Origin of the sequence: Stenotrophomonas sp. ASS1 (genome assembly GCF_004346925.1) — a bacterium.
In the GTDB taxonomy this organism is placed as follows: Bacteria; Pseudomonadota; Gammaproteobacteria; order Xanthomonadales; family Xanthomonadaceae; genus Stenotrophomonas; species Stenotrophomonas maltophilia_A.
On record NZ_CP031167.1, the window covers coordinates 3,696,022 to 3,710,001 of the forward strand.

Consider the following 13,980-nt stretch of genomic DNA (forward strand, 5'->3'; position numbering starts at 1 on the left):
GGCCTGCCCGGTAGGCCCCCGCCCCGCAGCGCCGTCGGCCCCTCCCTCTGCACAGCGCCCGGCAAAGGCATAAAATGGGGGGCTATCCGTCTACATCCCCCACCTGGAGCACGACCATGGGTCTGGAACTCGTCTCGCCCGGCAAGAACCCGCCGGAAGAAATCAACGTCATCATCGAGATCCCGAAGGACTCGGAGCCGGTGAAGTACGAAGTGGACAAGGAAACCGGCGCGATCTTCGTCGACCGCATCCTGTCCACCCCGATGCGCTACCCCTGCAACTACGGCTACGTGCCGAGCACCCTGTGCGGCGACGGCGATCCGGCCGACGTGCTGGTGGTGCTGCCGCTGCCGCTGGTGCCGGGCTCGGTCGTGCGCTGCCGTCCGGTCGGCGTGCTGAAGATGAGCGATGAGGCAGGCAGCGACGAGAAGATCCTGGCCGTGCCGGTCTCGAAGATCTTCAGTGGCTATGCCCACGTCGAAGACATCGCCCAGGTGTCCAGCCACTGGCTGGAGCGCATCGGCCACTTCTTCGAGCACTACAAGGACCTGGAGAAGGGCAAGTGGGTCAAGCTGGACGGTTGGGGCGGCGCCGCTGAGGCCAAGCAGATCCTGATCGAGGCGCACCAGCGCCATCTCGACAGCAAGGCCTGAGCCTGAACCGGATCGCTCCGGCGGCACCCCGCCGGAGCGATGCGGGTCACGTTTCATGACGACGGCACATCACACGTGCCGCCGTATTAGGTAAATTGCGTCACTTCACACGTCGTCGACATCCATCGTCGAGACAGCCAGGGGAATGTGTCGTGCGTATTCTGCTTGTTGGGGATGCAGCCAGCCTGCCGGCCGAGCTGACCGAATTCATTGCCGATCTTGGGGAAGACTGGCAGCCGCTGACCGCCACCGATGGCCAGACCGCGATGACTGCGGTGGCCACACAGGGCGTGGATGCAGTGATCGTCTGCCCGCAGCTGCCGGATCTCAATGCCACCACGCTGCTGGGCCAGATCCGGACCTTGCGCCCGGAAACCATCCGCATCGCGCTGATCGATGCCCAGCACGGCAACCGGCCGCCGCCGGCACGCCTGATCGGTGTCGCTCACCGTTTCCTGCCGTTGCCACTGGCACCGGAAGTGCTGCTGGAAGCGCTGACCAGCCTGGAAGAGCTGCGCGAAGTACTGGACAGCCCACGCCTGCGCGATGCCATCGGCCGTATCGAGAAGCTGCCCTCGCCGCCGCACCTGTACCTGAGCCTGACCCAGGCGCTGGAGCATGACGACGACGCCGACAGCGCCGACGTCGCCAAGCTGGTGGCGGCCGACCCGGCCATTGCCGCGAAGGTGCTGCAGCTGTCGAACTCGGCGTTCTTCAGCCAGGGACGCACCATCGCTGACCTGCGCACGGCCGTGACCCGCCTGGGCCTGTCGACGCTGCGCGACCTGGTGCTGGCCAGCGAGGTGTTTTCCGCACCCACGTTGTCCACCGCCGAACGCAATTCACTGCAGCAGCGCGCCCTGCTCGCCTCGCGCCTGGCCGCGCGCCTGCTGCCCGAATCCAGTGCCGAACTGGGCGCGACCGCCGCCCTGCTGGCCGACATCGGCCTGCTGCTGCCCGGCGTACGCAACGAGCGCAGCGAACCGTCGCTGGCCGGTGACACCCGCCCCGGCCATGCCGAGGCCGGCGCCTACCTGCTGGGCCTGTGGGGCCTGCCGATGCCGATCATCGAAGCGGTTGCCTTCCACCTGCAGCCGCAGCGCGCCAATACGCGCAGCTTCTGGGTGACCGGTGCGGTGCATGTGGCGCTGGCGCTGGTCAACGGCGATCCGGTGGATGAGGACTACCTGCAGCGCGCAGGTGTACTCAACAGGCTGCCGCAGTGGCGCGAGCATGCCAATGCGTTGATGGGACTGGTACCCAGCGAGGCCTGAGCTGTCAACGCAGGAACAACCTCGAAGGCGCGCCCAAAGGCGCGCCTTTTTTTGCATCAGCGCGCGCCGCAGGCGTCCTGCACGCAGTGGCGATACTGCAGATCGCACATGACCTTCGAATTGCCTGCAGCCAGGCATTGCTGGCGCAGCTCTTCGCAGTACAGCCCGCCCCCACAGACGCCACCGGTCTGGGCGAACACCGCACCCACCAATGTTGCATAGATCAGTGCAGCAGCAGACAGTTTGTGCAACAGCGTGCTCTTCATCGCTCTCTCCATGTGCAAGTGTCCGCAAGTGGACCCAGCAACTGTGTTGATTACGACACGACAGGAACGTGACTCTGCTCACCTTCCACGACATTTCGGAATTCCCCTACAAAAAAAGAGGGCGGACCTTGCGGTCCGCCCTCCCGGTATTGCTATCGCACTTCGAACGATCAGAAGCGCTGGGTGTACTTCATGTACAGGAAGCGACCGACGTCGAAGCCACCGTAGTAGGCGAAGCTCGAGTTCGGCGCCGAGTACTGCAGCGCACCGCGGTGATCGAACACGTTGTTCGCACCCAGGGCGATGGTGGCATCCCACGGAGCCTTCCAGCTGACCTGCACGTCGTGGAAGGTGTTGGAGCCGGTGTGGCGCAGCGGATCCGGCTCACCATTGGCGTAGTGGTTCGGGGCGTCGCACCATGCGTCGTCGATGCAGCTTTCCTTCATGCCCGAGTAGTAACGAGCAGTCCAGTTGACACCGAAGTCACCCAGCTCCCAGTTCACGCCCAGGTTCGAACGGACGCGGAACAGGCCCGGCTCACCAACGCGACCGATGGTGATGTTCTCACCCTTCTTGTTCTGGCCGGCTTCGTCGTACTTGGCCAGGTAGCTGGTCTGCCAGTCGATGCTGAACTTGCCGATCGACAGTTCCGGCAGGCGGTACTTGACACCCAGGTCGTAGCCTTCGGTCTCCATCGAGCCGAGGTTGGCCAGGCCGTAGGTCAGCGCCTCGATATGGCCATCGGCGGCACGGGTGACGCCTTCACAGCGAGCTGCGTTGCCCAGCACGTAGCAGTCACGCAGGATGCGATCAACGCTGTCAGCGATGATCATGTTCTTCAGCTCGTAGCGGTACCAGTCGAGCGAGATGTCCAGGCCCTGCACCCAACGCGGGCTCCAGACCAGGCCAACCGTCTTGCTCTTGGAGGTTTCCGGCTTCAGAGCCGAATTCGAACCGCTGACGAACTGGTCCGGGGTCGCGCACGGGAAGGTGCTGCAAGGCGCGAAGCCCTGGCCGACCTGCACGTAGTTGGCCGGCACGCCAGCCCCGGCGCAGGCAGCATTGCCAGCGACGTTGCCCGGCGAGGTCGAACCGCACGGGTCGGTGTAACGCTCGAAGCTCGAGTTGGTGCCGCCGTACAGATCGTCGACGGTCGGCGCGCGGAAGCCTTCTGCGTAGGTACCGCGGACCAGCAGCTCTTCGATCGGGCGCCACACCAGGCCGAACTTCGAGTTGATCGTGTCACCGAAGTTGCTGTAGTCGGAGTAGCGGCTGGCGACGTTGAAGGTCAGTTCCTTGGCAAACGGCAGGTCCGACAGGATCGGCACGTTCAGTTCCAGGTAGAACTCATCCAGCGAGTAGTTGCCCGAGGTGGTGGTCGACGCCAGGCCGGTCGACTGGCCCGACTGACGGAAGGCGTCCGGCACGAAGCGGCCTTCTTCCTTGCGGTGCTCGTAGCCCATGGCCACGCCCAGGTCACCGGCCGGCAGCTCGAACAGCGAACCGGACAGGTTGGCGGTGTAGCTGGTGGTCTTGGTCACACCGGTGTCGGTGTAGGTCGGGAACAGGAAGTTTTGCAGATCACGGTCGGCAAGCGAGCCCTGGCCGTTGACGCCATACGGCAGCAGCGGGTTCCACGGACGGCACTGGCTCAGCGGGATCGGGTTGGCGGCGGTGCCGCACTGGGCAACACCCTGGCCGTTGATGAACGACTTGCCAAGTGCCTGCTCGGATGCGATCAGGCTCATGTCGCCGTAGCCGGTCTTGGTCAGCTCGTTGCGGTTCCACAGCGCGCCGACGTCCCAGTCCCAGGTCTTGCCGGCGAATTCGAAGAAGCCGCTCAGGCTCGGCGCGAAGCGCAGGGTCTTGAGGTCGCTCTTGGTGGTACGCGGCACTTCCCACAGGCGGCGACGGAACTCGACGTCCTGACCGATCGGGTTGAACGCGCTGTCCTTCGACAGCGGGGTACCGAACGACAGCGACTGGTACGGGTAACCCGCGATCTGCTGGTCGGTGGTGCGCTGGTTGTACAGCACGTCAGCATTGAAGGTGATCGAGTCGGCCAGATCGTAGCTGCCGTTGACGTACACGGACTTACGCTCGATGCCGGTCTGCACCATCATCTGCTGGTTGGCATTGGAGTACTCGGCCGGGGTCAGCTGGTGGTAGTCGGCCGCATTCTTCGGGTCACCGCCCGGATTCAGGGTCATCCACTCCGGCTGCGGCTGGCCTGCAGCGCGCGGCTTGCAGTCGCCCCACACGCGCGGGTCGCACCAGGTGCTGTTCTGGCTCAGCGGGCTCCAATCACCGGAGGTGGTGTTCGGGCCCAGGCCGCCGTCGCGGCTGAACCAACGATCCTTCGCCCACACCGGATCCTGCTTGGAGTATTCGGCCGACAGGGTCACGCCGCCACGCTCGCCTTCGGAGCCGAGGGTGAACGAGTAGGTGTTGGTGTCGCCGTCGCCGCGGCCGTACTGGCCGACGTAGACGCTGGCTTCAGCACCGTCGAAGCGCTTGCGGGTAATCACATTGACCACGCCAGCGATGGCGTCCGAACCGTAGATGGCGGAGGCGCCATCCTTCAGCACTTCGATGCGCTCGACGGCGGCCATCGGAATCTGGCTCAGATCCTGGTAGCCGGCAGTGGTTGCGCCCAGGCGCTTGCCGTTCATCAGCACCAGGGTGCGCTGCGCGCCCAGGTTGCGCAGGTCGACGTAGTAGCCGCCAACGTTTTCGCCGGAGGACAGCGAGTCCGCACGGGAAATGGCCGGCGAACCTGCCGAGGTCAGGTTCTGCAGGACATCGGCGACGGTGGTGTAGCCCTGCTTTTCCAGGTTCTCACGGCTCAGGGTGAGGACCGGCTGCTGGGTCTCCATCGAGGCGCCGCGGATGCGCGAGCCCGTGATTTCGATGCGATCCAGGGTGGTCGCATCCTTTGCTTCCTGTGCAGAAGCAAAGGCGGGCGTCAGCGCCAACGCAATGCCAGCCGGCAGAAGGCCCAGCCGCACTGCGGGATTACGAACGTTCATCTATCTCTCCAAGGTACGTGTTAGCAGCGTGTTAAAACACCCCAGCACGTTACGATTGCGTTGCAGCGCTGTATTTGCGCGAACCAACCGGAGACTTTGCAGATTGTGGCGGCAGCAAGCCGCCGTTCTCCCTGAAGCGCGATGCGGACTGGCCGTAGCGGGCGCGGAACGCACGCGCGAAGCTGCAGCAGTTGTCGAAGCCACTGGCTGCAGCAACTTCGCCGACCATCATGTCGGTGTCACGCAGCAGGTCGGCAGCGCGCTCAAGGCGCAGCCGCGCCGAAAGCGACTGCGGGCTTTCCTCGTACAGGCTCTGGAAGGTCTTGGAGAGATACCAGCTGGAGAAGTTGGTCAGCTCGGCCAGTTCACCGATGCGCACCACGCGGTGGCTGTTGCCTTCCAGGTACAGGCGGGCGCGCTGCATGCGGCCGAACACCTGGCGCTTGCGGCTGCGCGAGCGCCCCGGGCAACGCTGCACGTTGTCGGCCAGCCCACGCTGCAGGCCCGCCAGGTGCAGCAGCAGCGGGCGCAGTGCCTGTGCCGGCTGGCCACTGGCCAGCGCATCGCGCCACAGGCGCAGCGCAACGCGGGCATCGCCACGGTTCATGCGGCCACGCCCGGCATACAGACCGCAATCGGCCATCTCGGCCAGCACGCGCAGCGCTTCGACCGTCAGGTTCAGGCCAACGCACAAGCCGTTGCGACCGGCCTGCACCAGCGGCCGCGACTCCTTCTCGAAGGCGATCCACTCGCCCTGGCGCAAGCGGAAGCGTCCTTCCTTGGCTTCCACCCAGGAGCTGCCGCGCACCTGCATCCACACAGTGAAGCTGCTGCCTGCGGTCTGCAGGCTGCCGAGCCGGGCCACGCCCAGGCAGGTCGGCGCAGCATCGTCGAGCGACCGGTCCAGAGAGACGGTTTGGCCGCGATCGGCCAGCGAGAGTTGACGCATGGGGGCACCACGGATTTGCCTAGTACAGGCCTCCGTTTTGCCAAATCAGGCGGCACCACGTCAGGAAAGTCAGACGAGATCGCCACGAATTCGCGGCGAGGTCGCCACGAAGAAATTACGAAGGCCCATTTCCGTTGAACAACAACAACTTGGAGAACGCCGGAAGCAGCGTCGGCGAGCGCTCGGGCAAACGCATCACACCGATGTCGGCACCGTCGCTGACCGCCATTGCCACGAACAGGGTGCGCCCATCGGCGCCGGCACTCAGCCCGTTGCCGGCACTGAGGCGTTCCGCATCCAGGCAGCGTTCCGGTTCCTCGCGCCCGGCCTGGATCAGCACCAGTGTCGTACCGCAGCGGGTGGACGTACCGAGATAGCCGATCGCACTGTTGCCGGCCACGGTCCAGGCCCGGTACCGCCACCGGCTGGGCTGGTCATCGCTGATCTGCTGCACGCTGCCTGGCGCCAGCGCCGCATCCACCGACCACAGGCCACCTGCCGCCAGGCGGGTGAACAGCACACGCCCGCTGCTGCGATCGAACCGCGCCTGAGACACGCCCTCGATGCTGGCAAGGCGGCGCCAAGGCTGCACGCTTCGATCAAACAGGCTCAGCCGGGTCTGTTGCTGGTCATCGCGCTCGACTACCAGCAGCTGGTCCGGGTTTGCGCCGTACAGTGCCTGCAGCGGCTGCTCCGACGGTACCGGCAACGGCTGGACGCGTTCGTCACGTGGGGCGATCTCATAGACCACCGTGCGTCCGTGTTCGTCGCGCCCGACCACCAGCAACCGCCGGCTGTCGGCCGACCAGTCCGGTGCCTGACGTGCCTCAGGCCGCAATCCTTCGATAGGCCGCAGCGAATCGGGGCGCTCCATGTCCGCCCACCACAGCGCGAAGCTGCCTGAACGATCGGACGTGAACACCAGTTGGCGTCCATCCGGCGCCGCCATCGGCTGCCCATCCCGGCCGCTGGACGCAAACAGGCGCTGCGGGGGTGAACCGCCCTCCATCGGCACCTTGAAGATGCCGAACTGCGCGCGGCGGTGAACGAAGGCCAGCATGCCCGCGCGGCGCGCCGTCGCCGGCCATTGTGCGTCGTCGAGCCCGGCGTCGCGCAGCGTGCGGCTCTCGACGTCCAGGTAATACAGGCGCACCTCACTGTCGACACGGCGTCCAAACACGATCGTCCGGCCATCACGCAACCAGGCCCAGCCACGCAGTTCAGCGGCCTCGTTGGTCAGCTGCTCGGGCGTGCCACCCGCGGCCGGCATGCGCCACAGGTCGCCCAGCTGCGGATTGCGCACGAATACCAGCCACTTGCCATCAGGCGAGTAGCGCGGCGCATAGTCGAAGTCATCCTCGGCGACACCGTAGTCCAGCGCCTTCCATTGGCCACTGGCCAGATCAAGCTTGCGGATGCCGCGATGGGCATAGCGCCCCACCATGCTGCCGAACACCAGACCACGGCCGTCCGGCGTCCAGTCGAAACTGAGCAGCTCGGTGCCATCACACCGTGTGGCCTGGCGCAGGGCACCACCGGTCGCGCTGGCGATCAGCACCTGGCAACCGCCGTTGTTGCTGAACCGCGCGAAGGCGATCTCGCGTCCATCCGGCGACCAGCTCGGGAAGCGATCGACCGAGCCGGCCGGCGGAGCCAGCAGCTGCCGCGCAGGCGCGTTGCCGGAGGTCTGCACCTTGATCGCGCCACCGCCCTGCCCGTCTTCGTTGGCGCCCTCATAGGCCACCAATGAACCATCGGGTGAAAGCGTGGGATAGGTTTCAAAGCCGCTGGTCGCGGTGATCAACCGATAGGGACGCTGCGGGCTGCCGATCACGCGCGTGCCGTTCTCCACGGCCGCATCCACAGCTGAACTGCTGGCCGGTGCCCGCCGCAGCAGCAGCGCGGTCAGCACCACCACCGTGGCCAGCATCAGCACGCCCAGCACCAGCAGTACGCGCCGGCGGACGTGGCGCCAGCGGCGGCGCGATGCCTGCACGTGTGGCGGCATCATCTCGGCGATGGCCATCGCCGGTTGCATGTCCACGATTTCGTCATCGGCTCCCGCGGGCGGCGCCGGCTCGACATCGTCCAGTACCTGCACCGGCACCAGCAGGCGATAGCCGGTCTTGGCGATGGTCTCGATATAGGCCTGGCCGTTGTCGTCGTCGTTGCTGAACGCCTTGCGCAGCTGGGTGACGGCCTGGGTAAGCACATCATTGGTCGGCAGCGTGTCCGGCCAGACTTCCGCGAACAGTTCATCGCGGGTGACAACACGCCCCGGCTGGCGCAGCAGCACACGCAGCACGCCCAGCGCCTTCGGCGTCAGCCGACGCGGGCGACGCGCACCCACGACCTCGACTTCGCGCGAGGACAGAGTGACAGTGCACTCTCCTATCCGGATCCGATCGAATCCGGGGGGCTGGTTTTCACTGCTGTTCATTTTCCGCTACACAGTAGAGACAGGTCCGGGGCAGCGTTTGCCTTCGATACCCTCCCGTCCTGGGAACAGCAAAAAGCCAGACTCCGCACAAAGCATCGGCGCATACCGCAAAAACAATGAAGCGGGCGAATACTAGCCTATGCGGGTTACCTCGCCTATCGCGTGGTCGACATCCAGGCTCTCTCTCGCCGACGAATTCACATAATCTGCAGCACCATTCGCGCCCTGCGGGGCGCGAAATTTTTATCTGGCGTTCATTTTCACATGCGCCGCAGCATGGTCAATCCAACCAGTCGCGAAACCACCAAAGCTACGTACATCACGCCTGAAAACTGCTCCAGCATGACCAAGGCGCGCGCCTGCGGATGCAGTGGCACAACGTCGCTCAAGCCAACACCCGAGAGCAAACTGAAGCTCAGATAAAGAAGCTCCATCCAGGTGCGCTGCGCGCCACCACCGGTGCCCTGGAAACTGCCCGGATACCATTGCTGGCACACGGCGAAAGCAAACGCGAAGGCCCACGCCAGCAACGTGAATGTCGCACCTGCTGCGAACAGTTCATCGCGGGTGACTTTATGGTCCTGGAGCATGTAGGCGATGAGCGCACCGGCCGTATAGAAGTACAGCAGGCTTTCCAGCAGCTGCGCGGTGGTCAGCAGCGCACTGCGATCCAGCAGTGCGCCGGCCAGCGAGAACACCACCGAAGGAATGGCCAGCAGCAGTGCCAGCCAGGTGCCCAGCGGACTGCGCTGGACCACCCACAGCGCCAGGCCGAGTACCGCCATGCCGAACATGCCCAGTGCCGCACGGCCGCCGGCGGTGTCATCAAGTGCGGGATACAGCAGCACCGCGATCAACTGGGCACCCAGCAGCCAGGCCGAAGGATGGCGGCGGGCAATGGCCAGCCAGCGGGTGGTGATGGCAACGGGCATGGCGTCCTTCCCCAGGGTGATGGGCGGAGGATAGCCGGGAGCGGCGTGATGAGCGGTAGTGCCGGCCACTGGCCGGCACTCTCCCCGGTCCCACGCACGACGGAATGCCGGCCAGCGGCCGGCACTACCCGTTACACGTCAGCCCTGGTGATAGACCTCGGCGCCGGCGGCGCGGAACTCTTCCGACTTCTCCTTCATGCCGGCCTCAGCGTAGTCGCGCACGTCCTGGGTGATCTTCATCGAGCAGAAGTGCGGGCCGCACATCGAGCAGAAGTGCGCCAGCTTGTGCGCATCCTTCGGCAGGGTCTCATCATGGAATTCCTTGGCCTTCTCCGGGTCCAGCCCGAGATGGAACTGGTCTTCCCAGCGGAACTCGAAGCGCGCCTTGCTCAGCGCGTTGTCGCGCACCTGCGCGCCGGGGTGTCCCTTGGCCAGGTCCGCCGCATGCGCGGCGATACGGTAGGCCATGATGCCGTCGCGCACGTCCTGGCGATTGGGCAGGCCGAGGTGTTCCTTCGGCGTCACGTAGCAGAGCATCGCCGTACCGAACCAGCCGATCATCGCCGCACCGATCGCGCTGGTGATGTGGTCGTAGCCCGGTGCGATATCGGTGGTCAGGGGGCCCAGCGTATAGAACGGCGCTTCGCCACACTCGCGCAGCTGCTTGTCCATGTTCTCCTTGATCAGCTGCATCGGCACGTGGCCGGGGCCTTCGATCATGGTCTGCACGTCGTGCTTCCAGGCGATCTTCGTCAACTCACCCAGCGTCTCCAGCTCACCGAACTGCGCGGCATCGTTGGCATCGGCGATGCAGCCCGGGCGCAGGCCATCGCCCAGCGAGAAGGTCACGTCGTAGGCCTTCATGATTTCGCAGATGTCTTCGAAATGCGTGTAGAGGAAGTTCTCCTTGTGGTGTGCCAGGCACCACTTGGCCATGATCGAGCCACCGCGGCTGACGATGCCGGTGACCCGCTTGGCGGTGAGCGGAACATAGCGCAGCAGCACGCCAGCGTGGATGGTGAAGTAGTCCACGCCCTGCTCGGCCTGCTCGATCAGTGTGTCGCGGAAGATCTCCCAGGTGAGTGCTTCGGCGCGGCCATCGACCTTCTCCAGCGCCTGGTAGATCGGCACGGTACCGATCGCCACCGGCGAGTTGCGGATGATCCACTCGCGGGTCTCATGGATGTGCTTGCCGGTGGACAGGTCCATCACCGTGTCACCGCCCCAGCGGATCGCCCACACCAGCTTCTCCACCTCCTCGGCAATGCCCGAGGAAACAGCGCTGTTGCCGATGTTGGCGTTGATCTTGGTCAGGAAATTTCGGCCGATGATCATCGGCTCGCTTTCCGGATGGTTGATGTTGTTGGGCAGCACCGCACGGCCGCGGGCGATTTCGTCGCGCACGAACTCCGGCGTGATGATCTTCTGGATCGACGCGCCGAACGCCTCGCCCGGGTGCTGCTGCAGCAGCCCGGCATCGCGGATCACGTCCAGCCGCTGGTTCTCGCGGATGGCGACGAATTCCATTTCCGGCGTGATGATGCCGCGGCGCGCGTAGTGCATCTGGGTGACGTTGGCACCTGCACGCGCACGGCGTGGCAGGCTGCGCGCGGGGAAGCGCACCGCATCGAGCTTCGGGTCATGCTCGCGATCGCGACCGAACGAAGAACTCAGTCCTTCCAGCCGCTCGGTATCACCGCGTTCTTCCACCCAGCCGCGACGCAGTGCCGGCAAACCAGCGGACAGATCGATGCGCACCTCCGGATCGGTGTACGGGCCCGACGTGTCGTAAACGGTCACCGGTGCATTCTCTTCGCCGCCGAACAAGGTCGGCGTGCGGGTCAGCGCGATCTCGCGCATCGGCACCTGCAGATCCGGGCGTGAACCGGGCACGTGGATCTTGCGCGAGCCGGGAATGGGCCGGGTCACGGATTCGGAGAGTTGCTGGGCCTGTTGCTGCAGGGCGGAGAGCTGTGCGTTCATCGGGCATCGTCCAGGAAGGTCAGGGACGAAGCGGCGGCGCACTGCTGCCGCGCCCGGACGGTCCTTGGGCGGAGTCCGGGCATGGCTGCACTGCAAAGCTTCCCTACGCCGGTATGAGCCGGATCAGGTTCCAAGGGACTGTCTCAACCGTGGCCACATGGCCGCGGTACCCCCGCTTCTTGGTGTGCATTAGAGCATAGAACGCACTGCAGCTCCTGGCTGTTCCATCCACGCACGGCGTGGATCCGCTGTTTCTGTATTAACAGAACCGTGACATCGCATTCAGTAACGTGCACGCGCATCGTGCCGCTGCGGCCGGTGTTTCCCCGCCGCCTTCGCGGCCCCTGCCCGGTCTGTGCTGCATGTCGCCGGCCCCTCGCAGCAAGCTCTGCTCGCTCCCCTCAATCCCTTGATCGGAGAAGCTCCTTCATGGTGTTTCGCGTTTCCATCGCACTGGTTCTGCTTCTGGTGCTGCTTGCCGGTGTTGCACCCGGCCCCTTCAATACCGTGGTGCAGTCGGTACTGGCCGATGTCATCCGCAGTGTCGGCTGGCTCTATCTTCTGGTCGTGTTCCTGGCACTGACGTTCCTGATGTACCTGGCATTCGGTCGCTTCGGCAACCTGCGCATCGGCGGTGAAGATGCCGAGCCGGAGTTCTCGCGCGCCAGCTGGATGTCGATGCTGTTCGCCGCCGGCATGGGCATCGGCCTGGTGTTCTGGGGCGCCGCCGAGCCGATTTCCCACTTCACCAAGCCTCCGGAAGGCCTCGCACCGCAGAGCATGGACGCGGCGCGGGCTTCGATGCGCTATGCATTCTTCCATTGGGGCCTGCATCCATGGGCAATCTACGCGCTGATCGGCCTGGCGATGGCCTGGTTCCAGTTCAACCGCAATGGCCGTGGACTGGTCAGTGACATGCTGCAACCGATCATCGGCCGGCACCATCGCGGCTGGATCGGACGCGTGGTCAACATCGCCGCGGTTGTTGCCACTGCCATTGGCGTGGCCACCACGCTGGGCTTCGGCACCATCCAGATCGCTGCCGGCATGGAACGCGTGTTCGGCCTGCACGCGGGTGTGCCACTGCAGCTGACCATCATCGCCATCGCGTTCGTGCTGTACATGGCGTCCACCGCCAGCGGAGTCGAGCGCGGGGTGAAGTGGCTGTCCAACTTCAACCTTGCGCTGGCCGCGCTTCTTGCGGCCACCGTACTGGTGCTGGGCCCGACCGGATTCATCTTCGATACGTTCACCACCACACTGGGGTCGTACCTCAACCAGTTGGTGACGATGAGCCTGCGCATGTCGCCGTTCTCGGGCAGCACATGGGTAGCGGACTGGACCATCTTCTACTGGGCGTGGTGGATTTCCTGGGCCCCGTTCGTCGGCTCGTTCATCGCGCGCATCTCGCGTGGGCGCAGCGTCCGCGAGTTCGTCATCGGCGTCGTGCTGGCACCCACGGTGCTGGGCTTCTTCTGGTTCGCGGTGTTTGGTGGTACTGCGCTGTGGGCGCAGATCTTCGGCCACGCCGACCTGGTGCAGGCGCTGGGCAATGGCTATGAAACGGTGCTGTTCACCCTGTTTGACAGCATGCCGCTGCCCTTGCTGCTTTCCTGCATCGCACTGGTGCTGCTGATGATCTTCTTCGTGACATCAGCCGATTCGGCGGTGCTGGTACTGGCCAGCATGTCCACTGACGAGGCAGGCGATCCGCCGTTGAAGCGCAAGCTGGCCTGGGGCATCGCGGTGGCGCTGATCGCAGCGGCGTTGCTGCTGGCCGGTGGCCTGGATGCACTGCAGGGCATGATCACGATTGCGGCGTTGCCATTCGCGCTGCTGATGGTGCTGGTGATGGTGTCGCTGTACCGGGTGCTGGACCAGGAGTACACGCGCGAGCGGCGGCAGGCGCAGCGCCAGCGGCATATGATCGATGCGTGGATCGCGCGCGAGATGGCGGCGCAGGAGGAGACCCAGGCGGAGGCGGCGCGCGCGCACGATCAGGATTGAGGGGGTTTTGCAGCCTGCGGCTGCACTGCTTTTCTTTCAAGCAAGAGCAAGTTCAAAAGCCAGAGCGGCTCTGGGTTACTGCTGGTTTGGCGGGGCGGTGTGGGCTGGCAGGACACGCCGTAAACCCGTCCATGGGGGCTCGATGGCGCCATCCATGGCGCCAACGGTCCTGCCAGCCCACACCGCCCCACCCCCGACAGTTTCCGTGTGACGGTGGGTTTTCCACGCCATGCGTGGATGAGGTGTATCGGAAAACAAGAAGGGGGCGGATTCGTTTTCCTCCGGAAAACGGATCCGACCCCAACTCACAGCACGCGGCTGTTGCTGCTGCCTTTGCTTTTGATCTTCTTCTTTCTCTTCCTGCGGTGGCAGCCACAGGAAACTGTCCGTGGCCGGGCGGGTGGATTGGCTGGGGGCGTGAGCCGCATGGATGCGGCGACCGAGCTT

The 13,980-nt window shown here is 65.0% G+C and carries 9 protein-coding genes and 1 riboswitch; of the genes, 3 read left to right on the top strand and 6 right to left on the bottom strand.

All coding sequences use genetic code 11. The features are described from left to right. The first annotated feature begins 116 nt into the window (after nt 1-116). Together ppa and MG068_RS17165 are read left to right on the top strand one after the other, a co-directional pair. Complete coding sequence (gene ppa, locus MG068_RS17160; protein WP_005410935.1) at nt 117-653, top strand: inorganic diphosphatase; 537 nt, start codon at nt 117-119, stop codon at nt 651-653. 152 nt (nt 654-805) lie between these two features. Then, complete coding sequence (locus MG068_RS17165) at nt 806-1,927, top strand: HDOD domain-containing protein (RefSeq protein ID WP_032128397.1); 1,122 nt, start codon at nt 806-808, stop codon at nt 1,925-1,927. A 56-nt stretch (nt 1,928-1,983) separates the two neighbouring features. Here MG068_RS17165 and MG068_RS17170 read toward each other — a convergent pair whose 3' ends face one another. From MG068_RS17170 to thiC, 6 genes are all read right to left on the bottom strand, one after another. Next, nucleotides 1,984-2,193: a hypothetical protein gene (locus MG068_RS17170; RefSeq protein WP_032128398.1), complete on the bottom strand. Its 210-nt coding sequence runs from the start codon at nt 2,191-2,193 to the stop codon at nt 1,984-1,986. Nucleotides 2,194-2,363: 170 nt separating this feature from the next. Beyond that, nucleotides 2,364-5,222 carry a TonB-dependent receptor gene (locus tag MG068_RS17175; RefSeq protein ID WP_049400560.1) on the bottom strand — a complete coding sequence of 953 codons (2,859 nt, stop codon included), beginning with the start codon at nt 5,220-5,222 and terminating at the stop codon, nt 2,364-2,366. A 49-nt stretch (nt 5,223-5,271) separates the two neighbouring features. Further along, complete coding sequence (locus tag MG068_RS17180; protein ID WP_032128400.1) at nt 5,272-6,171, bottom strand: helix-turn-helix transcriptional regulator; 900 nt, start codon at nt 6,169-6,171, stop codon at nt 5,272-5,274. 115 nt (nt 6,172-6,286) lie between these two features. Further along, the gene (locus MG068_RS17185) at nt 6,287-8,611 is read right to left on the bottom strand and encodes a winged helix-turn-helix domain-containing protein (protein WP_132810746.1); all 2,325 of its coding nucleotides are present in this window, start codon (nt 8,609-8,611) and stop codon (nt 6,287-6,289) included. 260 nt (nt 8,612-8,871) lie between these two features. Continuing rightward, complete coding sequence (locus tag MG068_RS17190; RefSeq protein ID WP_032128402.1) at nt 8,872-9,543, bottom strand: ion channel; 672 nt, start codon at nt 9,541-9,543, stop codon at nt 8,872-8,874. Nucleotides 9,544-9,681: 138 nt separating this feature from the next. Next, nucleotides 9,682-11,526, bottom strand: a complete 1,845-nt coding sequence (thiC, locus tag MG068_RS17195) for a phosphomethylpyrimidine synthase ThiC (protein ID WP_107431607.1) — start codon at nt 11,524-11,526, stop codon at nt 9,682-9,684. Nucleotides 11,527-11,608: 82 nt separating this feature from the next. Further along, nucleotides 11,609-11,710, bottom strand: a riboswitch (TPP riboswitch). A gap of 245 nt (nt 11,711-11,955) precedes the next feature. On the opposite strand from thiC, the gene MG068_RS17200 reads away from it, so the two are divergent. Continuing rightward, nucleotides 11,956-13,533 carry a BCCT family transporter gene (locus tag MG068_RS17200; RefSeq protein ID WP_049400562.1) on the top strand — a complete coding sequence of 526 codons (1,578 nt, stop codon included), beginning with the start codon at nt 11,956-11,958 and terminating at the stop codon, nt 13,531-13,533. Nucleotides 13,534-13,980 lie beyond the last annotated feature (447 nt).